Origin of the sequence: Mesorhizobium sp. LCM 4576 (genome assembly GCF_001854815.1) — a bacterium.
Classification (GTDB): Bacteria; Pseudomonadota; Alphaproteobacteria; order Rhizobiales; family Rhizobiaceae; genus Mesorhizobium; species Mesorhizobium plurifarium.
In genome coordinates this window covers 509,599-532,909 of record NZ_MDDT01000024.1, presented here as the reverse complement: position 1 = coordinate 532,909, position 23,311 = coordinate 509,599, and the positions used below count along the sequence as shown (strand labels likewise).

19 protein-coding genes, 1 tRNA gene and 1 pseudogene are annotated in these 23,311 nt (G+C 64.8%); 11 read left to right on the top strand and 10 right to left on the bottom strand.

What is annotated here, in order from left to right; all coding sequences use genetic code 11:
- Positions 1 to 13: 13 nt before the first annotated feature.
- Together LCM4576_RS15535 and LCM4576_RS15530 are read right to left on the bottom strand one after the other, a co-directional pair.
- Complete coding sequence (locus LCM4576_RS15535; RefSeq protein ID WP_071032958.1) at positions 14 to 1,009, bottom strand: cation diffusion facilitator family transporter; 996 nt, start codon at positions 1,007 to 1,009, stop codon at positions 14 to 16.
- A gap of 57 nt (positions 1,010 to 1,066) precedes the next feature.
- Positions 1,067 to 1,753, bottom strand: coding sequence for a GNAT family N-acetyltransferase (locus LCM4576_RS15530; RefSeq protein ID WP_041004977.1), 687 nt, complete (start codon positions 1,751 to 1,753; stop codon positions 1,067 to 1,069).
- An 82-nt stretch (positions 1,754 to 1,835) separates the two neighbouring features.
- Here LCM4576_RS15530 and LCM4576_RS15525 point away from each other — a divergent pair, with 82 nt between their 5' ends.
- On the top strand, positions 1,836 to 3,020 hold the full coding sequence (locus LCM4576_RS15525; RefSeq protein WP_071032956.1) for a pyridoxal phosphate-dependent aminotransferase: 1,185 nt from the start codon (positions 1,836 to 1,838) through the stop codon (positions 3,018 to 3,020).
- A 12-nt stretch (positions 3,021 to 3,032) separates the two neighbouring features.
- Here LCM4576_RS15525 and LCM4576_RS15520 read toward each other — a convergent pair whose 3' ends face one another.
- The 3 genes and pseudogenes from LCM4576_RS15520 to LCM4576_RS15510 form a co-directional block, all read right to left on the bottom strand.
- Positions 3,033 to 3,794, bottom strand: a complete 762-nt coding sequence (locus LCM4576_RS15520; RefSeq protein WP_071032954.1) for an SDR family oxidoreductase — start codon at positions 3,792 to 3,794, stop codon at positions 3,033 to 3,035.
- Positions 3,795 to 4,032: 238 nt separating this feature from the next.
- A complete protein-coding gene (locus tag LCM4576_RS15515; protein WP_071032952.1) occupies positions 4,033 to 4,764 on the bottom strand; it encodes a tellurite resistance TerB family protein in 732 nt (243 codons plus the stop codon).
- Between the two features lie 139 nt (positions 4,765 to 4,903).
- Positions 4,904 to 5,833: pseudogene (locus LCM4576_RS15510) on the bottom strand (rhodanese-related sulfurtransferase).
- A gap of 146 nt (positions 5,834 to 5,979) precedes the next feature.
- On the opposite strand from LCM4576_RS15510, the gene LCM4576_RS15505 reads away from it, so the two are divergent.
- Entirely contained in the window at positions 5,980 to 6,618 is a 639-nt protein-coding gene (locus tag LCM4576_RS15505; RefSeq protein WP_071033163.1) for a 2-dehydro-3-deoxy-phosphogluconate aldolase, read from the top strand.
- 11 nt (positions 6,619 to 6,629) lie between these two features.
- Here the strand turns inward: LCM4576_RS15505 and LCM4576_RS15500 are convergent, their stop codons facing one another.
- A complete protein-coding gene (locus LCM4576_RS15500) occupies positions 6,630 to 7,379 on the bottom strand; it encodes an SDR family oxidoreductase (protein ID WP_071033162.1) in 750 nt (249 codons plus the stop codon).
- A 144-nt stretch (positions 7,380 to 7,523) separates the two neighbouring features.
- Here LCM4576_RS15500 and LCM4576_RS15495 point away from each other — a divergent pair, with 144 nt between their 5' ends.
- Entirely contained in the window at positions 7,524 to 8,417 is an 894-nt protein-coding gene (locus tag LCM4576_RS15495) for an AraC family transcriptional regulator (RefSeq protein ID WP_071033161.1), read from the top strand.
- Positions 8,418 to 8,486: 69 nt separating this feature from the next.
- Here LCM4576_RS15495 and LCM4576_RS36820 read toward each other — a convergent pair whose 3' ends face one another.
- From LCM4576_RS36820 to LCM4576_RS15480, 4 genes are all read right to left on the bottom strand, one after another.
- Entirely contained in the window at positions 8,487 to 8,663 is a 177-nt protein-coding gene (locus LCM4576_RS36820) for a hypothetical protein (protein WP_198540251.1), read from the bottom strand.
- 125 nt (positions 8,664 to 8,788) lie between these two features.
- Positions 8,789 to 8,862: transfer RNA gene (locus LCM4576_RS15490), tRNA-Gln, on the bottom strand.
- 93 nt (positions 8,863 to 8,955) lie between these two features.
- The gene (locus tag LCM4576_RS15485; protein ID WP_071032950.1) at positions 8,956 to 10,815 is read right to left on the bottom strand and encodes a DUF882 domain-containing protein; all 1,860 of its coding nucleotides are present in this window, start codon (positions 10,813 to 10,815) and stop codon (positions 8,956 to 8,958) included.
- A 378-nt stretch (positions 10,816 to 11,193) separates the two neighbouring features.
- Positions 11,194 to 12,741 (bottom strand): sigma-54 dependent transcriptional regulator, encoded by a 1,548-nt coding sequence (locus tag LCM4576_RS15480; RefSeq protein ID WP_071032948.1) that lies wholly within the window; start codon positions 12,739 to 12,741, stop codon positions 11,194 to 11,196.
- Positions 12,742 to 12,898: 157 nt separating this feature from the next.
- On the opposite strand from LCM4576_RS15480, the gene LCM4576_RS15475 reads away from it, so the two are divergent.
- From LCM4576_RS15475 to LCM4576_RS15440, 8 genes are all read left to right on the top strand, one after another.
- Positions 12,899 to 14,737 (top strand): M3 family oligoendopeptidase, encoded by a 1,839-nt coding sequence (locus tag LCM4576_RS15475; RefSeq protein ID WP_071032947.1) that lies wholly within the window; start codon positions 12,899 to 12,901, stop codon positions 14,735 to 14,737.
- A gap of 355 nt (positions 14,738 to 15,092) precedes the next feature.
- Positions 15,093 to 15,788 carry an NADH dehydrogenase gene (locus LCM4576_RS15470; RefSeq protein WP_071032945.1) on the top strand — a complete coding sequence of 232 codons (696 nt, stop codon included), beginning with the start codon at positions 15,093 to 15,095 and terminating at the stop codon, positions 15,786 to 15,788.
- Positions 15,789 to 16,247: 459 nt separating this feature from the next.
- Positions 16,248 to 17,393, top strand: coding sequence for an aminodeoxychorismate synthase component I (locus LCM4576_RS15465; RefSeq protein ID WP_071032943.1), 1,146 nt, complete (start codon positions 16,248 to 16,250; stop codon positions 17,391 to 17,393).
- Positions 17,342 to 18,004: an aminotransferase class IV family protein gene (locus tag LCM4576_RS15460; RefSeq protein ID WP_071032941.1), complete on the top strand. Its 663-nt coding sequence runs from the start codon at positions 17,342 to 17,344 to the stop codon at positions 18,002 to 18,004. The genes LCM4576_RS15465 and LCM4576_RS15460 overlap by 52 nt, the downstream gene beginning before the upstream one ends.
- A gap of 39 nt (positions 18,005 to 18,043) precedes the next feature.
- Complete coding sequence (locus tag LCM4576_RS15455) at positions 18,044 to 18,979, top strand: DUF3445 domain-containing protein (protein ID WP_071032939.1); 936 nt, start codon at positions 18,044 to 18,046, stop codon at positions 18,977 to 18,979.
- 131 nt (positions 18,980 to 19,110) lie between these two features.
- A complete protein-coding gene (locus tag LCM4576_RS15450) occupies positions 19,111 to 20,556 on the top strand; it encodes a homospermidine synthase (protein ID WP_071032937.1) in 1,446 nt (481 codons plus the stop codon).
- Positions 20,557 to 20,643: 87 nt separating this feature from the next.
- Complete coding sequence (locus tag LCM4576_RS15445; RefSeq protein ID WP_071032935.1) at positions 20,644 to 21,018, top strand: hypothetical protein; 375 nt, start codon at positions 20,644 to 20,646, stop codon at positions 21,016 to 21,018.
- A gap of 191 nt (positions 21,019 to 21,209) precedes the next feature.
- Positions 21,210 to 23,261 carry a bifunctional UDP-sugar hydrolase/5'-nucleotidase gene (locus tag LCM4576_RS15440; RefSeq protein ID WP_071032933.1) on the top strand — a complete coding sequence of 684 codons (2,052 nt, stop codon included), beginning with the start codon at positions 21,210 to 21,212 and terminating at the stop codon, positions 23,259 to 23,261.
- The last annotated feature ends 50 nt before the right edge of the window (positions 23,262 to 23,311 follow it).

Genomic DNA, 23,311 nt, shown 5'->3' with positions numbered 1-23,311 from the left:
CGTCACGGCGGGATCAGTGATAATGCCGGCGATCGGCAGGCGCGCCATGCGCGTGATCGTGATCATGGTGATGGTCATGCTCGTCATGGCTGTCGGCGCATTGTCCGAATTCGGGCTCGACCGTGGCATGCTCGATGCCGTGCTTGATCGCAAGCCGCTTCTTGATGGCGCTCACCGCGATATGCGGATCGACGCCGTCGTTCAGGCAGGCATGCAGCGTCGCCATGTTGGAGGTCCCGTCGAGCGACCAGACATGCATGTGATGCACCTCGCGCACCCCCTTGACCGCGCTTTCGATGTCCTTGGCGATCACATCGCGGTCGAGGCTTGCCGGCACGCCTTCGAGCAGGACATGGGCCGCCTCGCGCATCAGCGACCACGCCGTCGACAGGATCAGCAGCGACACCAGCACCGACAGGATCGGATCGATCGGCGTCCAGCCGGTTGCCAGGATGATGAGGGCTGCMGCGATTGCCGCGGCCGAGCCGAGCAGGTCGCCCAGCACATGCAGGATGGCGCCGCGCATGTTGAGGCTCTCGCGGTCTCCGCCATGCAGCACGAAGAAGGAGGCGATGTTGACCAACAGGCCGGCCACCGCCACCACCAGCATCGGCCCGCCCAGCACCGGCGACGGGTGCATCAATCGCCCCCAGGCCTCGTAGACGATCCAGAGCGCGATGACGAAGATGGCAATGCCGTTGGTGTAGGCGACCAGCGTCTTCACCCGGGCGAAGCCATAGGTGAGCCGGCCGGTGGCCGGACGCCCCGCCAGGTGGAAGGCATACCAGGCAAGGCCGAGCGCGATCGAATCGGCGAGCATATGGCCAGCATCCGCGAGCAGCGCCAGCGAGCCGGTGAGCAGGCCGCCGAGCGCCTCGGCGACCATGAAGCCAGCAGTCAGGCAGGCCGCGATCAGGACCCGCTTCTTGTCGGTCGAACCATGCACATGGCCGGCGCCATGGCTGTGACCGGCCGGGCCATGATCGTGCGAAGCGTGGTCATGCGCCATTGCCGAACTCCTGTCTGACCTTGCCGGCAAGCGGTTTCCGCTTCCAGAGATCGTGGTCTACGCACCGAAGTCGGCGCGAAAATCCTCAAGGCGCCGCTTCTGGCCGCCTTCGCTATCGAAATTCGCCGGATCGAGCCAGCCTTCATAGGCTTTGCGCAAGGCCGGCCACTCCTTGTCGATGATCGAATACCACGCCGTATCGCGGTTTTCACCCTTGACCACAAGGTGCTGGCGGAAGATGCCTTCGAACTTGAAGCCGAAGCGCTCGGCGGCGCGCTTGGAAGGCTCGTTGCGGTTGTTGCATTTCCACTCGTAGCGGCGGTAGCCGAGATCGTCGAAAAGATATTTCGCGAACAGGAACTGCGCCTCGGTCGCCGCCGGCTTGCGCGAGATCAGCGGACCCCAATAGATGTTGCCGATTTCGCCGACGCCGTTGTTGGCGTCGATGCGCATCAGCGTCTGGCGTCCGGCGATCTTGCCGCTCGCCTTGTCGATGACGGTGAAGAACAGCGGATCCTCGCTGGCTTCGGCCTTATCGAGCCAGGGCTGGAAGGCGGCGCGAGTTTCCGGCGGGTAGTCGGGCAGCCAGGCGAAACGTCCGCCGGCATCGGAAACCGAGGAGGCCTCGTAGAGGCCGTCGCCATGCTTTGCCGCGCTCAGCGGTTCCAGCCTGACGGTGCGTCCCTCGATCGCCTTGCGTTCCGGCCGCGGGCGCGGCTGCCATTTCTTCAGATCTTCCGACACCGGCCACTCCAATCCGTTGACTTTTCCCGGCGGACGGTCACAAAAACGCTCGCTCACAGAAAGAACCACAGGGACGGGAAAAATGCTCCACACGATCGCGGCCTTCGACCGGCTTGGCGAGGAAAACGCTTTCGCGGTGCTGGCGAGGGCCACCGCGCTTGCCCATCAGGGCCGCGACATCATCAACCTCGGCATCGGCCAGCCCGACTTCAAGACGCCGCAGCACATCGTCGAGGCGGCGATCAAGGCGCTGCGCGACGGCCACCACGGCTACACGCCGGCAAACGGCCTCTTGGCCACCCGCGAGGCTGTCGTGCGCCGCACRCTGACCACCACCGGCGTCGAGGTGTCGCCCGAGAATGTGATGATCCTGCCCGGCGGCAAGCCGACCATGTTCGCCGCGATCCYGATGTTCGGCGAGGCGGGCACCGAGATCCTCTACCCCGATCCCGGCTTTCCGATCTACCGCTCGATGATCGAGTTCACCGGCGCCACGCCGGTGCCGGTGCCGATCCGCGAGGAGAACGGCTTTGCCTTCTCGGCCGACGAGACGCTGGCGCTGATCACGCCGAAGACCAGGCTRCTGATCCTCAACTCGCCCGCCAATCCAACCGGTGGCGTCACCCCGCGGGCCGAGATCGAGAAGCTGGTCAAGGGCTTGGAGAAGCACCCTCAGGTCGCCATCCTGTCGGACGAGATCTACGACGTCATGACCTATGACGGCGAGACCCACTGCTCGCTGCTCAACTTCCCCGAGATCCGCGACAGGCTGATCGTGCTCAACGGCTGGTCGAAGACCTGGGCGATGACCGGCTGGCGCATGGGCTGGTCGATCTGGCCGAACGGCGACAGGGGCGCCCATCTCTACGWCAAGGTGCGCAAGCTGGCGGTGAACTGCTGGTCTTGCGTCAACGCGCCGAGCCAGTTTGCCGGCATCGCCGCGATCGACGGCCCGCAGGACGACGTCGAGAAGATGATGCGCGCCTTCGACAACCGCAGGAAGATCGTGGTCGAGGGGCTGAACGCGCTGCCCGGCATCTCCTGCGTCACGCCGAAGGGCGCCTTCTACGCCTTCCCCAACGTCTCGAAGACGGGTTGGAAGGCCAAGAAGCTCGCCTCGGCGCTGCTGGAGGACGCCGGCGTGGCGCTGATCGGCGGGCCGGATTTCGGCGTTCTCGGCGAAGGCTATATCCGGCTTTCCTACGCCAATTCCGAGGAGAACATCCTGCGCGCGCTGGAGCGGATCGAGGCGTTTCTGAAGAAGTGAACCGTCAGGCGCTTACCCGCGCCCGACAAACGGCATTTTCGTCRCCATCACCGTCATGAACAGCACGTTGGCGTCGAGCGGCAGGCTAGCCATATGCAGCACCGCATCGGCGACGCGCTGCACGTYCAWCACCGCTTCGGYGGCGATCGAGCCGTTGGCCTGCGGCACGCCGACGGTCATCGGCTGCGCCATCTCGGTCAGCGCGTTGCCGATGTCGATCTGCCCACAGGCGATGTCGAAGGGCCGGCCGTCGAGCGCCAGAGTCCTGGTGAGCCCGGTGATCGCGTGCTTGGTCGCCGTATAGGGCGCTGAGCCCGGGCGCGGCGCATAGGCCGACACCGAGCCGTTGTTGATGATGCGACCGCCCATCGGCTTCTGCCGTCGCATGGCGCCGAAGGCCGCGCGAGCGCACAGGAACGAGCCGGTGAGGTTGACGCCGACGACATCGTTCCAGACCTCGACCGGGATCTCGTCGATCAGCGTCGACTTGTAGCCCATGCCGGCATTGTTGAAGAGCAGGTCGACGCGGCCGAAGGCCTCGAGCACGGTCTCGAACATGTCGTCGACCTCCTCGGCCTTGCTGATGTCACAGGCGACGGCCAATGCCTTGGCCTGCGTCTTGCCCGCATCGGCGATCGCCTCTTCCAGCATCGTCTTGCGGCGGCCGCAGAACACCGTGTTCCAGCCCGCCTGGAGCAGCGCCGTGGCGACGCTCTTGCCGATGCCGGTGCCGGCGCCGGTAACGATGGCGGTCTTCTCTGCTATGGCTGTCATCGCCGTCCTCCCGGTTTGCCTGGAAGACGTGGCATCGCAAATGCCGTGGATCATGGCAAGCCGCTATTGGCGACAAACAAGAGGCCAACAAAAAGGGCGGTCATTGGCGACCGCCCCGATCTGAACCGCGCTTGGGAGGAGGAAAAGCCGGTCCGACTGATTAGAATGATGCGCTTGCTGAGTTAACGAAACATTAACGACCAGCAGGGCGGTGCGCAGCGGCGTTTACCAACATGATTCACCACGGCGAATTAGGCGCGTTGCCCGCCGGCACCTTTGCCGCCGAGACAGTCGCCTCGACATGATCGACCAGCGCGTCCGGCAGGCCGAGCCGGCCGGCGAGCAGGTCGAGATAGCCGCGCTCGGCGCGCGTGTCGGGATCGATCGTCAGTCGCGAGGCGGTGTAGAGCTCGAGCTTCTGCGCATCGGTCTTGGCGCCGGCGACCAGCGTGTCGAGATCGAGCGGGCTTTCGAGCTCGGCAAGCAGGAATTTTTCCGCTTCCGCGCCGATGCCGGCGAGCTTGAGCTTGTCGGCGATCTTCTTGCGTTCGTCGTCGTCGACATGGCCGTCGGCCTTGGCCGCCGAGATCATCGCCCTGACCAGCGTCAGCGTGAACTCGGCCTCGCCTTGCGGCGCCTGCGCGGGATCGAAAGCAGTATCGGCCGGTGGCGGCAGCAGCTCCGGCTCGCCGGRTGCCGGCGCCTGCGCGGGTTCATTGCCGGCCTTGTAATTCTGGTAGGCCTTGTAGGCGAGGCCGCCGATCGCCGCCAGGCCGCCGAGCTTGATGGCCGCGCCCGTCACCTGCCGTCCAGTGCCGGTGCCGAGCAGCACGGCGGCAAGCGCGCCGGCGGCCAGCGGATTGTCCTTCGCCATCTGTACCGCCTGCCCCGCCTTGTCGCRGACGGTCGAGCCCGTGCCGGGAATTTGCGAGCCGAGAAGGTCGTCGAGCAGCTTCTTGGGGTCGAGCATCAATGCCTCCAGAATTGGCCCGGCCAAATGCGCGCGGGCAAGGTTTCGGACCGGCAAGACGTAGGCCCCGCACATCAACATTACAATGATGGGGGACATTACAAGACGGGGCCGCTTTTCGGTTGCGGGGCCGGCCGCTCTAATTGCCGATATGACGCTTGCCACCGCGTGCTTGCGCCAGTTCCACCTGGCGATGGCRTTCGGCATAGCGCTCGCGATCCGCATCGGACCGCGCCTCGAAGCAATGCGGGCATGAAACGCCGATCGCGTATCTCGGCGACWGCCGGTCCTCGACCGTCAGCGGATGGCGGCAGGCGCGGCAGAGCTCCGCTTCGCCCTCGGTCAGGCCATGCGAGACGGACACCCGCTCGTCGAACACAAAACATTCGCCTTGCCAGAGGCTGTCTTCGGCCGGCACGTCCTCCAGATATTTCAGGATGCCGCCCTTGAGATGGAAGACATTTTTGAGGCCGAGCGACTTCACATAGGCCGTCGCCTTCTCGCAGCGAATGCCGCCGGTGCAGAACATCGCCACCTTGCGGCCTTCAAGCTCCTCGCGGTGCTCTTCGATCCAGGCCGGGAACTCGCGGAAGCTACTGGTCTTGGGATCGATCGCGCCCCTGAAAGTGCCAAGCGAGACTTCGTAGGCGTTGCKYKTKTYKWYSAMGMMGRWRWCGGCATMCGAGATCAGCGCATTCCAGTCGGCCGGCGCGACATAGGTGCCGGCGCTGGTCGCCGGGTCGATGTCCTCGACGCCCATGGTGACGATCTCGCGTTTCAGCCGCACCTTCATGCGGTGGAACGGCATCTCGGCGGCGCCGCTGTATTTGACTTCCAGCCCGGCAAGACCTTCGATGGCCCGCAGATGGTCCACGAGCGCGGCAATCGCTTCCTCGCTGCCGGCGACGGTGCCGTTGATGCCTTCACGCGCCAGAAGCAGCGTGCCCTTGATGCCGTGCCCGCAGCAGAAGGCTGCGAGCGGCGCGCGCAAGGCCTCGTATCCGTCGAGCCGGGCAAATTTATAGAGCGCGGCGACACGGACGGGCTGAATTTCCTTGGCTATTGTCATGGCTATGCCACTAGACCGTGGTGAAAGCCGTTTCAAGGCAAAGCAGGAAGGGCGGTCAGGTGCGCGGCATCGCGACACGCCGAGCTTCGTGGACTTGGATCAACCCTTCTGCTAATCGGTTTAAAATGATCGAAATGGAGACCAGCATGACCAGCATGACCGAAAAGCTCCTGTCGCTCCTCAACGGTCAGCCGRTTATCCCGGTGCTCAAGATCGCCAGTGTCGCCGATGYCGTGCCGCTCGCCCGCGCGCTTTCGCGCGGCGGCTTGAGGGCCATCGAGATCACTTTGCGCACGGCCGATGCGTTGGAGGCGATTCGCCGCGTCGCGGCCGAAGTCGAGGAAGCGGTCGTCGGCGCCGGCACCATCCTCGACGCCAGGCAGTTCGATGAGGCAGCCAGCGCCGGCTCGAAATTCATCGTCAGCCCCGGCATTACCAGCCAGCTTCTCGACGCGGCCAARGACAGCCCCGTGCCGCTTTTGCCCGGCGCCATCACGCCCGGCGAGATCATGGCCGCGCGCGAAGCCGGCCTTCGCTTCCTGAAGTTCTTCCCGGCCGAGCAGTCCGGCGGCATCGCGTCGCTGAAGGCTTTCGCCTCGCCGTTGGCCGACGTGAAATTCTGCCCGACCGGCGGCATAACGGCCAAGAACGCCGCCGACTATCTGAGCCTGCCCAACGTGATCTGCGTCGGCGGCTCGTGGGTGGCGCCCGACGATCTCATCAAGGCCGGCAGGTGGGACGAGATCGAAGCGCTGGCGCGTGAGGCGAGCAAGCTCAAGAAGTAATCCGTGCTTGCTTACCAGGGCAGCGGGCCGTTCTCATCGAAATAGCCGCCCGTCGGCCCGCCGGGCTCCAGCGTCGCCAGCCGCACGATGATCTCGGCCGCCTGCTGCACCGTGYGGCCGCCTCTGTGCGCATTGAGATCCGTCGCGGTGTAGCCGGGCGCGGCGGCATTGACCATGATGCCGCGTGGCGCGAGTTCCCTGGCGAAGGCGAGTGTTACGGCGTTGAGCGCGGTCTTGGAGCTGCCATAGCCCATGACATTGGGCGACTGGCTGTTGCCGGACGCGCGCGCCAGCGATCCGAGATAGCTGCTCACCATGACGATGCGGGAAGCGGGGGATGCCGCGAGCAGCGGCAGGAACGCCTGGGTGACCCGCACTGGGCCGAAGACGTTGACGTCGTAGGTGGCTTTCATGTCCGCGACATCCTCGCGGCTCGGCGGCCGCTCATAGCGGCCATCCGGGCCTAGCGCCTCGACATAGCCGGGCGCGATGCCGGCATTGTTGACCAGCACGTCCAGGCTGGGAGTCTGCGCCGCGACGGCTTTGGCCGCCGCCGCCACGCTGCCGTCGCTGGCGACGTCGAGTGCGAGCCACTCGACGTCCAGCCCCTCGGTGCGCAGCGCTTGCGCCGCTGCTTCGCCGCGCTCGGCGTCGCGCGCCCCGAGCCAAACCTTATAATCCAATGCCGCCAGCCGCCGGGCGGTCTCAAAGCCGATGCCCTTGTTGGCGCCGGTCACCAGCGCATTCTTTCGCGTCGTCATGTCCATGTCTCCTGTTCGGTGAACCTAGAGATGACGTGAACCGGCTCGCTTCGCGCGCCAAAAGCTCTCAGCCTCTTGCCTGATCCTTGCAGTTGGGTGCCCGCTTGGTTGCCTGGCCGCCATGGATCGGCAATGCTGAAAGCGATGAACGACGCGCTTCAGGAACTGATCTCGATCGCCGGCCGCCATGCGAATGGGCGGCGGACGAAGACGGCCATTCCCCGCGTCACGATCGGCCGCAGCGAGGTTCCGACGCCGCCGCTGCCCGAGCTTTGCCAGCCGACCACGCTGTTCGTCCTGCAGGGAACCAAAACGGTGCTGATCGGCGACCGTACGCTCGCCTACAGCGCCGGCAGCTATTTCGTCTATGCGGTCGAGACACCCGCCACCAGCCAGTTGATCGAGGCGAGCGCCGCGCGGCCTTACATGGCCATCGCCTTCGCGCTCGATACCGAGTTGATCGCCGGCCTGCTCATCGACCACAAGCCGGCGATCGATGACGATAGCTTCGTGACCAATCAGGTTGATGACCTGCTGCTCGACGCATGGCGCCGGATGCTGCGGCTGCTCGACAGGCCGGCGGAGATTCCGGTTCTTGCGCCCATGCTGGAACGGGAGATCGCATTCAGGCTGTTGCAAGGCCCGCAAGGCGAGAAGCTGCGCCAGCTCGCGCGCGCCGACGGCCGCCTTTCGCAGATCCGCCGCGCCACCGCTTGGATCCGCGCGCATTACAACGAGCCGATCGATGTGACGCAATTGGCCGAGCTGTCGCATATGAGCAATGCCGCCTTTCATCGCCACTTCAAGGCGGCGACGGCGATGAGCCCGATCCAGTATCAGAAGCAGCTTCGCCTGCTCGAAGCGCGCCATCTGCTGATCGCGCAACCAGGCAGCGCCGCGCAGGTTGCTTTCACCGTCGGCTACGAAAGCGCTTCCCAGTTCAGCCGCGAATATGCCCGCCAGTTCGGATTGCCGCCTGCGCGCGACGCCGCGCGGCTTCTGGCCAAGGGCGAAGCGGCCACGCTGGAAGTTGACTGAGCACCAAAGCGCGCCGCGATCCTCTTAAACCGGCCGGCTTGCGCCGACCGGGGCAGTCTTGAAACGCAACTATCTGCAGACCCTGACCTTCTCGACCACCTTGTGATGGTGACGCCAATGCGTCACCAGCTTGGTCGCGCAATGGTGCTTTCCGGTCTTGACGATCACGGTTTCGGCTTGCGAGGGAGCGACTACAGCCGATGCCGCAGCCAGCGCCAGAACTGACGCCAATACAATCTTCTTCATGAATATCCTCAGTTTGGAACGAGCCCGTTTTAACCCATCATTGGGCTCGGCGTTCCAACTTCACGGTAAGTTCAGCCTGGCGTGAACATGCACACACGAAACGCCGGTTCGGACATTGCCAAGTCTGGTTCCCGCTCATGGATTCGAACCACGATTCACGCCTTCAAAGGGCGCTGTCCTACCATTAGACGAAGCGGGAAGACCGGCTGGTCAAAACGGGCGGCGCATGCCGCGAAAGACAAAAGCCGCGCTGGCGGACCAACGCGGCTTTGCGGTGGTCACGCTGGCTCGCCTATTTCGTTTGGAAGCGCGCGACCGAGAGGAACTTCACCGCATTGYCGGTGAAACGGCTTGCGTCCGGCACCTGGCCATCCGCCTGGAAGCCGGCCGTGTACACCTCGCTCGGCGGCGTATGCACGATGTTGTAGGCATAGCGCGGCGCCGTCGTCGGGTCGGAAACCGAGGCGATGTTGACGCCGCTGCCCAGCGCCCAGCGCGCGGCCTGCGGCGGCGTCGCCACCACCATGGCCTTGGGTCCTGGCTTCAGGTCGTGGGCGGACGCCCTGGCTTCCTTGGCCGTCGTCTTCACACCGCCGCCGATCGCCTGCGCGGGATCGGTCCCGGCCGGCAGGGCGGCGATGGCTTTGCGCGGCGAGGCCGCATCGACGCCTGACGGATCGTTGAAGGCGGAGCGAGGCTCCGGTTCGGTCAGCGACGCCAGCTGATATTCGGCGCCGCCGCCGTCGACCCCGACGGTCGCATTGGCCTGTTCGAGGACAGCCTTGACCTCATCCTGCTTGCCGGGCTGCGGCCGGGCGGTCGGCAGCACGGAGAACGCGTCGGTCGCGCTCTTGTCCTGCGAAGCCGTTTCGGCCAGCGCCAGAAGGACGTTCTTGTCCTTCGGCGCAAGTTCCGCCGGCGTCGAGCGGTCGGGGCGCCAGGTCGGCAGCGGGATGTTGTTGACCGCCACCTGCGCCGGATCGGTGCTCGCGGCCTCGGCGGCGCTGGCGGCGCCGAACGGAACCTTGTCCGGCACCGGCGCCTGTGCCGTCGAAACCGCCTGCTCCGTCGTCGCCGAGGCGTCGGCCGTGGCGAACGGCACGTTCTGCGGCGTCTGCTGGCCGACATCGACCTTCGGACGCGGCGCGAAGTCGGGCAGCGGAACTTCCTTGGGCGGCAGCGCGGCAATGATCGTCTCGGGCGTATCCTGCTCCGGCTGCTGCGAATCGTCGGCGCTGTCATCCGCGATCTGCGGGATGTTGGCGCGCTTGGCATCCTTCGGCGAAACGATCGCGATACCCGGAAGATTGCTGGTGCGGGCCGTGGCGGCGCTCGCGACCTGAACCTGCTTCACAGTCTTCTGCTGCGGCGCCGGGGCGCTGTCGTCGGCCTCGTCGTCGGCTTCGTCGGCGCCGCCGCCGCGGAACCAGGCGAACAGGCCGCCGGACCGCTTGGTCGAGCCACCGGCGCTGGCCAGTTCGATATTGGGCGTGCCGGCGCCCTTACGCGCCTGATAAGCGGCCATCGCCTGCTYATAGCCAGGCAGCGGCCTGCCGTCGCTCGGCACATGCAGCGTCTTGCCGTTCGGGAACAGGCTAACCAGCTCCTGGCGGCTGATGCCCGGCCAATGGCGCACATTGCCGACATCCATATGCACGAAGGGCGAGCCGGAGGTCGGGTAATAGCCGACGCCGCCGCCCTGCATCTTGAGGCCGATGTTGCGCAGCTTCTTCAGCGGCACGCCGGGGATGTAGAAGTCCATCGCCTTGCCCAGCATGTGCTGGCTCTTCTCGGCGACGCCGCGGCTGCGCGAGCGCAGCATCGCGTTGGTCGACGGCGAGCGATAGCCGCAGACGACCTGGATATAGTCGGTGGCTCCGCTTTCGCGATAGGCTTCCCAGACGAGGTCGAGCAGCCGCGGATCCATCTTGGTCGGCTCGTTGCGCCGCCAGTCGCGCAGGATGATGTTGATCTTGCGCAGGCCTTCCGGATCGTAGCGGCCATTGCGCTTGTAGACGATCTCGGCCTTCTCATGCGTGTGCAGGTGATAGAGCTTGAGCGTGCGCACCTCAGCCCTGGCGCCCGGCATCGTCGCGGACAGGAACCCGGCGGCCAAAATCACGAACGTCAGCCACCTCGGCCAGACGCTCATGTGAAAATGCCGCCCGTTTTTGTGTCGTTCGATTTTGTTCAAATCAAATGGCTTTCAGGCTGCCGTTTGTCCCCGGATTTGACCAAACGGATGCGTGGTGTTCACATCCGAATATCGATCCTAATGGTTAATCATCGTTTATTGAAGCCGAAATGCGGTAACACCGTGGCGATATCCCGTCAAAAATGATGCACAGCATTTCGTGGTAAACCGCTGGTTTAGATCAAGAATCCGGCCTCGGCCAGAACACGATCTGTTACCGTTAGCGTTAATGCGTGATCCTCGGCAACGCCAACCGCTGAAAACCCAGGATTTTCCTGTCAAAAGCGACAATTTGACTCGGATTTTAGGCGGGCAGGCTGGCTCGGAGCTTGCCTGTCACGAGGCGAGCCGGTCGACGCGACCCGCTTCGGGATCAATGCCATATTCCTTCAACTTGCGGTAGAGCGTCGAGCGGCCGATACCCAACCGGCGGGCGACCTCGCTCATCTGGCCGTTGTAATGGTCGATCGCGAGCTTGATCATCTCGAGCTCGACATCGGCCAGCGCCCGCACATTGCCGCGCTCGTCGAGCGCCCGAAGCGTTCCGAAGCGCGGCTGCGGCCTGGCCGGCGCCTCGCCGTCGGACACGCCAGCCCCGGTCGCATCGGCAACGGTCTCGTCCGTTTGCCGGGTCGCGTCCGCAATCGTTTCGGCGATGGCGGATGCCGGCTCCGCTCCGAGATTGACGGTGCCTTCCACCTGCGCCCGGATCTGCGGAAACTCCTCCTCGGTCAGCAYATCGCCCTCGRCAAGCACCGACGCCCGGAAGACCGCATTCTCCAGCTGGCGGATGTTGCCGGGCCAGTCATAGGCCTGCAGCATCGCAAGCGCCGTGGCCGATATGCCGGCAAGGCGGCGGCGTGGATCGGCCGGAGCGACCTTTTCCATGAAATGGCGGACAAGATAGGGAATGTCGTCGCGGCGGTCGCGCAGCGGCGGCACGAAGATCGGGTAGACGTTCAGCCGGTAGAACAGGTCCTCGCGGAACTTGCCGTCCTTGACCTGCTGTAGAAGGTTGCGGTGCGTAGCCGAGATCAGGCGGATATCGACCTTGACGGTCGAGCGGCCRCCGACCGGATCGACCTCGCCTTCCTGCACGGCGCGCAAGAGCTTGACCTGGACGTCGAGCGGCAGATCGCCGATTTCGTCGAGGAACAGCGTGCCGGAATTCGCCTCGACGAATTTGCCGGTGTGCTTCTCCGTTGCGCCGGTGAAGGAGCCCTTCTCGTGGCCGAACAGGATCGATTCGACGAGATTATCCGGGATGGCGCCGCAATTGACGGTGACGAAGGGCTTCGAGCGGCGGTGGCCGCTGCCCTGGATGGCGCGCGCCACCAGCTCCTTGCCGACGCCGGACTCGCCTTCGATCAGGATCGGGATGTTGGAGGCCGCCGCTTTCTGCCCGAGGCGTATCACCCGGTCCATCGCCGGGCTGCGCGTGATCATGTCCTTGAAGGTGAGATGGCCGCCGCCGCGTCGCCGCGAGGCGCGCTTCATCTCGTCCTCGACGGCTTCCACCTTGAGCGCGTTGGAGATCGCGGTCTGGAGGCGGTCGGGCGACGCCGGCTTGACGACGAAATCGAAGGCGCCGTGCCGCATCGCCGAAACGACCGTCTCGATGCCGCCCTGCGCCGTCTGGACGATGACGGGAACGTCGATGGCGCGCTCGCGCATCGCCTTCAGCACGCCGATGCCGTCGAGGCCGGGCATRACGAGGTCGAGGATGACGACGGAGACCTCGCGCGCGTTCGGCCCGTCGAGCACGTCGAGACCGGCCTCGCCGCTATCCGTGACGATCGCGGTGTGGCCGARCTTGGTCAACGCGGCCTCGACAAGCCTGCGCTGCACCGGATCGTCATCGACTATGAGTATGGAACCTGTCATGACTGTTTGAGTTGTCCGCCCGAGAAATCCCATGGATCATCTTGGCACAGGGTTCTAAATAAGGTTTCAAAAAACCCGGTGAACGAATTCCTTAGGATTTGACCGGCTTCTCCTTTCCCTTTGATTCTGGCCCGTTGGTTCAAAAGAGGTATCGCTGATGCGCATGATGTTTGGTCGGCGGCTTGCGGCGCCAGCGTCCGGCCAGGGTGCCGCAGGGCTTGGCGACCTGCCGGAGTGGAATCTCGCCGATCTCTATTCCGGCATRGAAGCGCCCGAGTTGAAGCGCGACATCGCCAAGGCGGCCAGCGACGCCGTCGCCTTCGAGACCCGCTGGAAAGGCACRCTGGCCGCGGAAGCCGGGYGCGGCGGCGCCGGCCGGCTGGGCGAGGCGCTGCAAACCTACGAGGCGCTCGAGGAGCTGATCGGCCGCATCGTCTCCTATGCCGGCCTCGTCTACGCCGGCAACACCGCCGATCCGCAGCGCGCCAAGCTCTATGGCGACGTCCAGGAGAAGATGACGGATGCCAGCGCGCATCTTCTGTTCTTCGCGCTCGAGCTCAACCTGATCGACGACGCGGCGATCGAAAGCGCTTTGGCCGCCGACAAGGCCTTCGGCCACTACCGGCCCTGGGTGCTCGACCTCAGGAAGGACAAGCCCTACCAGCTCGAGGACCGTGTCGAGCAGCTGTTCCACGAAAAGTCGGTGACCGGACGCGGCGCCTGGAACCGCCTGTTCGACGAGACGATGWCCGACCTGCGCTTCGACGTCGACGGCGAGGAGCTGACGCTGGAGCCGGCGCTCAACCGGTTGCAGGATGCCAATGGCGAGGTCCGCCGCCGCGCCTCCGAGGCGCTCGCCGCCACGTTCCGCAAGAACCTGCGCACCTTCACCCTCATCACCAATACTTTGGCCAAGGACAAGGAAATCTCCGACCGCTGGCGCGGCTTCCAGGACATCGCCGACTCGCGCCACCTCGCCAACCGCGTCGAGCGCGAGGTGGTCGACGCGCTGGCGGCGGCCGTGCGCGAGGCCTATCCGCGGCTGTCGCATCGCTATTACGCGATGAAGGCGCGCTGGCTCGGCATGGAGGTGATGAACCACTGGGACMGCAACGCGCCGCTGCCGGAGACGCCRCAGGCGGTGATCAGCTGGGACGACGCCAGGGACACCGTGCTCTCCGCCTACCAGCGCTTCTCGCCCRACATGGCCGAAATCGCCCGCGGCTTTTTCGATCGCAGATGGATCGACGCGCCGGTCAGGCCGGGTAAGTCGCCCGGCGCCTTCGCCCATCCGACGGTGCCGTCGGYGCATCCTTACGTGCTGCTCAACTACATGGGCAAGCCGCGCGATGTGATGACGCTGGYGCATGAGCTCGGCCATGGYGTGCACCAGGTGTTGGCCGCCGGCCAGGGCGCGCTGATGGCCTCGACGCCGCTGACGCTGGCCGAGACCGCCTCCGTCTTCGGCGAGATGCTGACCTTCCGCTCGCTGCTCGAGCAGACCGGAGACAAACGCGAGCGCAAGGCCATGCTCGCCCAGAAGGTCGAGGACATGATCAACACCGTCGTGCGCCAGATCGCCTTCTATGAGTTCGAGCGCAAGGTGCATGCCGAGCGAAAGAACGGAGAACTGACCTCGGACAGGCTCGGCGAATTCTGGCTGGAAGTGCAGGCCGAGAGCCTGGGACCGGCAATCAAGCTGCGTGAGGGCTATGAGGTCTTCTGGACCTACATCCCGCATTTCATCCACTCGCCTTTCTACGTCTATGCCTATGCCTTCGGCGATTRCCTGGTGAACTCGCTCTACGCCGTCTACCAGAACGCCGAGCGCGGCTTTCAGGAGAAGTATTTCGAGATGCTGYGCGCCGGCGGCACGAAGCATCACTCCGAGCTTCTGGCGCCCTTTGGCCTGGACGCCACCGATCCCGCTTTCTGGCAGATCGGCCTTGGCGTGATCGGTTCGCTGATCGACGAGTTGGAGGCGCTCGACAATTGACGACAGCAACGAYGCGCACATCGGTCGCAATAATTTAGCCGATACGCATATTAGCAAAGATCTATTCTTGCCCTAAATAGCTGTTCTTGAATAATTCTCCGGCACATTTTTCAACTAGCTTTCGACAAGCCATATGATAGCGTCCGGCTTCAAGCTCAGCCGGACGCATCGCGTAGGCCAGAGATGGCTGGTCGCGGCGCCACGGCGAATGCGATAATGGCCGTCGGCTCCGGACAAGGCCGAACGCCGATGGCTCGATTGAAGCCGGCGGTCCCGCCAACCACGGAACCTTTGACGATCCTTGGCGTGCGCTCGCCTCCCGGGCCTCGGCCGACAGATCGGACTGGAGAGGGAAATGAGCACTTTCTTCTACATGCTCCTGGCGTTCGTTGTGGGTATCCTGGTTGGCTGGTTCATCTGGGGCCGCCTGCGCGGCGAACTCGACAGCCTGCGTGACGATCTCGACCGCACACGAAGCGAGCGCGACAGGCTGCGCGCCGACAGTGATCGCTTGAAGGGCGAGCTCGACGCCTGCGGCCGTGCCCGCGCCGATCTCGAAAGCCGGCTGCGCGACGCGCCTTCCGCCAAGGGCGGCGCCGACAAGGCCGCCACGCCGGCTCCGGCGGCGCTGATGTCGACCCCCGCGACCGCGACATCGGCGGCAAAGGCCGCTCCGGCGAAGTCGGCCGCCGCGAAGAAGCCAGCGGCAACGAAGACTGCAGCCAAAACCRCCGCGCCCAAGAAGGCGGCGGCGCCCGCGGCCAGGAAAGCCGCCGCGCCGCAGGCCGCGGCCGGCAAGGCAGACAATCTGCGCCGCCTCATCGGCATCGGCCCGGTCAACGAAAGACTGCTCAAGGGCCTCGGCGTCACCACCTATGCCCAGATCGCCGCCTGGACCGAGGCCGACGTGAAGCGCGTCGAGGAAGTGCTCAATTTCGACGGCCGCATCGCGCGCGAAAAATGGATCGAGCAGGCGAAATTGCTGGCCGCCGGCAACGAGGCCGAATTCGCCAGGCAGTTTCCGACGGCTGGCACCGCAAATAACACTTGAACATCTCGCCGGCGTCTCAGCATCGGAGGTTGGCCAGACATCCGTCAATTCGTCATCCTATGGCGTAGCGAGGAGCGAAGCGACGCAGCGCAGACCATAGGATCCATTCCGTTACCTACGAGCGTTGCAGCGGTGCAGAAAGGTCTTCGTTCTGCACCGCCTTTATCCTTCGCGCGAGGTCACGGAATGGATCCTCGGGTCTACGCGTCCGCTTCGCTCCCGCTCCGCCCGTGGATGACGAAGGTTTGAGYGTTTCCGCCAATCCCTGCATTAGCTCACAGCTAGCGAACAACTTCCGCGCCAACTGGACGCCTTTGCGCCGCCCGACGCCGCTCTCTCGATTGCGCCTCGCCGGYCCCCCATATAGAGCGGTCGACTTAGAGCAATTTCGGGAAAAGTGTGTAGCGGTTTTCCGTTCGAAATTGCGCCAAACAAAGAGATTGTCCGCTTCCAAGGCTCATGTCCCTGCCCGCAGCCATTTTCCGCAACGACGCGACCGCTCGTCAGTTGGTCTTCGGYCAACCGCGCGAGATCATCGCCGCCAACGATGCGGAAGAGTTCCCCCCCGCGCTTGAAAGGGCCCAGGCTGCTTCCGATGCCGGCAAATGGCTGGCCGGCTATTTCTCCTACGAAGCCGGCTACCTGCTCGAGCCGAAGCTGGTGCCGCTGCTGCCCGAAGGCCGCCGCGCGCCGTTGGTCTGCCTTGGCGTCTTCGATGCGCCCGTCGAGCAGGCCGTGCCGCAAATGCAGGCGCCCGCCAGCAACGGCCCGATCTTCGACGCCAGGGCGACATGGTCCGCCGAGGACTATGCCGGCCGCTTCGCGCGCCTCCACAACCACATCCRCAAGGGCGACTGCTACCAGGGCAACCTCACCTTCCCGGTCCGTGCGCAATGGTCCGGCGATCCGCTTGCTGCCTTCGACGCGTTGACGGAACGCCAGCCGGTCAAGTATGGCGCGTTGGTCTCGCTCGGCGATCCGGTCGTGCTGTCGCGCTCGCCCGAATTGTTCTTCGAGATCGATGCCGGCGGCATGATCGAGACGCACCCGATGAAGGGCACCGCGCCGCGCGGCGCGACCAAGGCGGAAGATGCGCGGCTGAAGGCCTTCCTGYGCAACGACGAGAAGAACCAGGCCGAGAACCGGATGATCGTCGACCTTTTGCRCAACGACATCTCGCTGATCAGCGAGGTCGGCACGCTGGACGTGCCGGAACTGTTCCGCATCGAGACCTACCCGACGGTGCATCAGATGGTGAGCCGCGTGCGGGCGAAGCTTCTGCCCGGTATCGGCATCCGCCAGGTCTTCGCCGCGCTCTTCCCTTGCGGCTCGATCACCGGCGCGCCGAAGATCCGCGCCATGGAAATCCTGCATGAGCTGGAAGATGCGCCGCGCGACGTCTATTGCGGCGCCATCGGCTGGATCGCGCCGGGCGGCAGGATGCGTTTTTCGGTGGCGATCCGCACCATCTCGCTCTTTGCCGACGGCGAGGCCGTCTACAATGTCGGCGGCGGCGTCGTCTTCGATTCCACCGCCGAGGAGGAGTATCGGGAGTGTCTGTTGAAAGCGCGCTTCGCGACGGGAACGGTGCCGGCTTCGAGCTGATCGAGACCATGCGCTGGGAGCCCGGCTCGGGCTTCCAGCGCTTCGAGCGCCACCTTGCCAGGCTTTATGCGTCCGCCGCCGAACTCGGCTTCGCCTGCGATCCGGGACGGATCGGCGAGGTGCTTTCGAACACCGTCAGCGGACACGGAGTTGCCATGCGCGTGCGCCTCGCCTTGCAGCGCAATGGCGAGGCGACGGCCGCCGCCCAAGCCTATGAACCGCTGCCCGCCGACAAGGTCTGGCGGTTGCAGCTGGCGCGCATCCGTCTCGATTCCGCCAACATGCTGCTGCGCCACAAGACAAGCCTGCGCCAGGTCTACACGCATGCGCGCGCCGAATATCTCGCCACCCGCGCCGACGAAGTGCTTTTGGCCAATGAGCGCGGCGAGCTCTGCGAGGGCACGATCACCAATCTCTTCGCCGATTTCGGCGACGGCCCGCTCGCCACGCCCCGCCTCGACTGCGGCCTTTTGCCTGGAATATTGCGCGGCGCGCTTCTGGACGAAGGCCGCGCCGTGGAAGCAATCTACAGCTTCGACGATCTGAGGGCGGCGAAGGCGATCTTCGTCGGCAACTCGCTGCGCGGGCTGATCCCGGCGCGGCTTGGCTGACCGCGCTGGAGACACAAACTGGATAACACCCAAACAGGCATGACCGTCCGCCAGCCGACCCACACGCCCTATGACGGGTCCTCGAAGCTCTTCGCTATCGGGCTGAAGCCGCTCGACTTCGAGCGCTGGATCGAGGTCGACGGATTGCTGCTGCCGCATCTCACCGAGAAGCAACGGCTCTACGCGGAAATCCCGGAAAAGGTCTTCGTCGAGGAAGATGGCACCCGCGACGCTCAGCGCGAAGTGCTGGACCTGCTCGTCGCGCATCTCGAAGCCGCGCATCCCGGCACGCACCGCCGTAGCGGAGTGAACGTCGAGCCGATCGGTTTCGAGGGGACGATCGACAGGCTGCCTCCTGYCCTGCGCGAAGCGCCGCTGGCAAGGGCCTCGCTGCTTGTCCAGGAAGACCTGATCCTGATGCGTCGCGACGAGCGCGGCTGGCGGCTCGCCGCCGGCTCGCTCTGCTTCCCTTCGTCCTGGTCGTTGCGGGAGAAATTCGGCAAGCCGCTGCAGGATATCCACGAGCCGGTGCCCGGTTTCGGCCCCGGCACGCGGCCGGCCGAGCTCATCAACCGCATGTTCGACGGCCTGCAGGGCCAGGCGGTCGAGCGCTTCAACTGGTCGATCCAGGCCGATGACAGGCTTTATCACCCGCTCTCCAATGTCGAGCGTATCGACCGCGCCACGAACCGCCCTAGCCGCTTCCCCGACGGCGACGTCAACGCCCACGCCTTCATCCGGGTCGAGCGCCAGACGCTGCGCAAGTTGCCGGCGTCGCGCGACATTCTCTTCACCATCCGCATCCATCTCGATCCGCTCAAGGTGCTCGAAGCCCATCCGGACCGGGCAACGCTGGCCGCCTCCTTCGCGGAGCAACTCCTGGCCCTCGACCAGCAGCAGCTCGACTACAAGGGCCTGACCGCCGACCGCGACCGGCTGGTCGCATTCCTCGACGGTATCGCCGGATCGGCTTAACCACGCCACCAAACCGGCTTACCCGCGATTGGCGCTTTTCGCTGGTTTATGACAATGATCTGTGGTGTAGCGCTTGGCCGTCGGGCCAAAGGCGCCCGGTTTTGCGCGTGTTTGAAGGAGTGTGCGAAAAAATGGCGAATGAAAACTGGCCCGTTTACGGTGAAATCACCGGTCCTGTCGTGATGATCGGCTTCGGCTCGATCGGGCGGGGAACGCTGCCGCTGATCGAGCGCCATTTCAAGTTCGACAAGTCGCGCATGACGGTCATCGACCCGCGCGACACCGACCGCAAGCTGCTCGACGAGCGCGGCATCACCTTCATGCAGGACGCGGTGACCGAGAAGAATTACAAGAAGCTGCTCACGCCGCTTCTGACCAATGGCGGCGGCCAGGGCTTTTGCGTCAACCTGTCGGTCGACACCGRCTCGGTGGACCTGATGAGACTGTGCCGCAAGCTCGGCGTGCTCTACATCGACACGGTCGTGGAGCCGTGGCTCGGCTTCTATTTCGACGCCGAGGCCGACAATGCCAGCCGCACCAACTACGCGCTGCGCGAGGCGCTGATCAAGGAAAAGCAAGACAAGCCCGGCGGCCCGACGGCGGTCTCCACCTGCGGCGCCAATCCCGGCATGGTCTCCTGGTTCGTCAAGAAGGCGCTGGTCAATCTCRCCACCGATCTCGGTTTCGAGTTTTCCGAGCCCGCGCAGGAAGACCGCGAGGGCTGGGCAAGGCTGATGAAGAAGGCCGGCGTCAAGGGCATCCACATCGCCGAGCGTGACACGCAGCGCACGAAGAAGCCGAAGCCGATGAACGTGTTCTGGAACACCTGGTCGGTCGAGGGCTTCATTTCGGAGGGCCTGCAGCCGGCCGAGCTTGGCTGGGGCACGCATGAAAACTGGATGCCGAAGAACGGCAAGAAGCACAAGCACGGCTCCAAGGCGGCGATCTATCTGGAACAGCCCGGCGCCAACACGCGCGTGCGCAGCTGGTGCCCGACGCCGGGCGCGCAATACGGCCTCCTGGTGACGCATAACGAGTCGATCTCGATCGCCGACTTCTTCACCGTGCGCTCTAAGAAGGGCAAGGTCCAATACCGCCCGACCTGCCACTATGCCTACCATCCCTGCAACGACGCCTTGCTGTCGCTGGACGAGATGTTCGGCGCCGCCGGCAAGCCGCAGCCGGTTCACCACGTGCTGGACGAGAACGAGCTGGTCGATGGCGTCGACGAGCTCGGCGTGCTGCTCTACGGCCATGACAAGAACGCCTATTGGTACGGCTCGCAGCTTTCGCTGGCCGAGGCGCGCAAGCTCGCCCCCTACCAGAACGCCACCGGCCTGCAGGTGACCTCGGCGGTCCTCGCCGGCATGGTCTGGGCGCTAGAGAATCCGACCGCCGGCATCGTCGAAGCCGACGAGATGGATTATCGACGCTGCCTCGAAGTGCAGTCACCCTATCTCGGACCGGTCAGGGGCTATTACACCGACTGGACGCCACTGGATAACCGGCCGGGCCTCTTCCCCGAGGACCTGGACAAGGACGATCCGTGGCAGTTCCGCAACATCCTGGTCCGATAGCAGCGGGATCTACTGCTCTCACAGCCTTGCAATCGCCCGGAAATCGGGCGATTGAAAAGGCGCGGACTGAGGAGAGGATTTTTCAAAATGACCATTGCGCGCAAACTGCTTTCGGCAGGCGCCGCGGCAAGCCTTCTGGCTGCGGCCGCCTGCACCACCACCGGCCCCTCGGAACCCCCGCCCACGGCGGCCCCCAAAGGCGTCGAGGGCAATTGGATCGACGCCAAGGGCACCGGCCTGTCGACCTTCGCAGGCGGCAAGTTCACCACCGTCGCCACCGACACCGGCCAGAAGCTGTCGGAAGGCAGCTACACCATGACCGGGGCGACCTCGGTCGAGATCCACGGCACCTCGCTGATCCGCCAGACGCCGGTCAGCTTCAACTGCCTGATGGTCTCCACCAGCCAGCTCAACTGCACCAGCGCCAGCGGCCAGAACTTCGTGCTGACGCGCCGGGCTTGAGGGCTCGCGAATATTCGATCCACAGGGACGGCGGCGCGAGCCGCCGTCCTTTTTTGTGYCGGCAAACATCTCCCTGATTTGCGCTTGCATCGGCTGGGACCCGATGTGAACATGATCCGAGGCTGACTGTTATTTTCCGGTCAAGCGAGGGCATTAGACACCTTGAAGGTCAGCTCATCCGGGAGACGAAGATGAAGAAGATTGCCGCGATTCTAGCCCTGTCGGCCTCGGCGCTCGGCCTGTCGGCAGGCGTGTCTTTTGCCGACTACACGCTGAACATCCTGCATTTCAACGATTGGCACAGCCGCATCGAAGGCAACAACAAATACGAGTCGACCTGTTCGGCCGATGAGGAGACCAAAGGCGAATGCATCGGCGGCGCCGGACGGCTGATCACGGCGATCGCCGAGGAGCGCAAGAAGCTCGAAGGCCAGAACGTGCTGCTGCTCAATGCCGGCGACAGCTTCCAGGGATCGCTGTTCTACACCACCTACAAGGGCGCGGCGGAAGAGGAATTCCTCAATCAGATCAAGCCCGACGCGGTGACGCTCGGCAACCACGAATTCGACGACGGCGAGAGCGCCCTGGTGCCTTACCTCGACAAGGCGAAGTTCCCGATCGTCAGCGCCAATGTCGTGCCCAACGACAAGTCCGGCGCCAAGGATAAGATCAAGCCTTCGATCGTCGTCGAGGTCGGCGGCCAGAAGATCGGCATCGTCGGCGCCGTCACCAACGACACGCCGGAACTCRCCTCCCCCGGCCCGAACATCGCCATCACGGATGACGTCAAGGCGATCACCGCCGAGGTCGAGAAGCTCAAGGGAGAAGGCATCAACAAGATCATCGCGGTCACTCATATCGGCTACCGGCGCGAGCGCGACGTGATCVCCAAGATCCCGGGTATCGACGTGGTGGTCGGAGGCCACAGCCACACGCTCTTGTCGAACACCGATCCGAAGGCCGAGGGACCGTACCCGACGATGGTCGACAACCCGGACGGCTACAAGGTGCCGGTCGTGCAGGCGGCGTCCTATTCGAAATATCTCGGCGAGTTCAAGGTCGTGTTCGACGACAATGGCAACGTCAAGGAAGCCAGCGGCGCCCCGATCTATCTCGACAAGTCGGTCACGCCCGATCCCACTGTCCTTGCCCGCATCAAGGAGCTCGGCGCGCCGATCGAGGCGCTGAAGAACAAGGAGGTGGCCGAGACCACCAAGGCGATCGACGGCAGCCGCGAGAATTGCCGCGCGCGCGAATGCGAGATGGGCAATCTCGTCTCCGACGCCATCCTTGACCGCACCAAGGGCCAGGGTGTCGAGATCGTCATCTCGAACGGCGGCGGCCTGCGCGCCTCGATCGATCAGGGAACGGTGACCATGGGCGAGGTGCTGACCGTGCTGCCGTTCCAGAACACGCTGGCGACCTTCAAGATCTCGGGCAAGGACCTGGTCGCCGGCCTCGAAAGCGGTCTCAGCCAGGTCGAGGACGGCGCCGGCCGCTTCCCGCAGGTCGCCGGGCTGAAATATTCTTTCGACAAATCGGTCGCGCCCAATGCCGGCCGCGTCAAATCGGTCGAAGTGATGGAGAACGGCGCCTGGGCGCCGATCAATCCGGACAAGCAGTATCTGGTGGCCACCAACAATTATGTCCGCCAGGGCGGCGACGGCTACAAGGTCTTCGCCGACAAGGCGACGGACGCCTATGATTACGGCCCGGGCCTCGAACAGGTGGTGGCCGATTATCTCGGCGCGCATCGCCCCTACACGCCCAAGCTCGACGGCCGCATCACCGAGATTGCGGCAACGACGGCCGCGGCCGAACCGGCCAAACCCGCGGAACCGGCCAAGCCCGCCGAGACCGCTCCCGCCGCCCAGGCGCCTGCGGCCGAGGCGGCAAAACCGGCCGAGGCTACGCCGGCAAACAGCGAACCGGCGATGCCGGCTCTGCCTTCCGGTTCGAGCGACATTGCCGGCACGCCGCCGGCCGTTTCGGCTGAAACCGCCCCCGCCGAGACCGCAAAGCCGGCTGAGGCAGCGCCGGCCGCGGAACCGGCCAAGCCCGCCGAAACCAAGCCGGCAGAAACCAGCCACACCGTCGCTGCCGGCGATACCTATTGGGACCTGGCGAAAAAGGCCTATGGCGACGCCACCAAGTGGAAGCTCATCTCCGAAGCCAACAAGGATTATAGGCCGCGGCGCCTGCCGCTCGGCGCGACGCTGACCATTCCGCCGGCCGCGAAGTAATCGGTCATCCGGATTCATGGCACCCGCCCGGACAACCGGGCGGGTGTTCC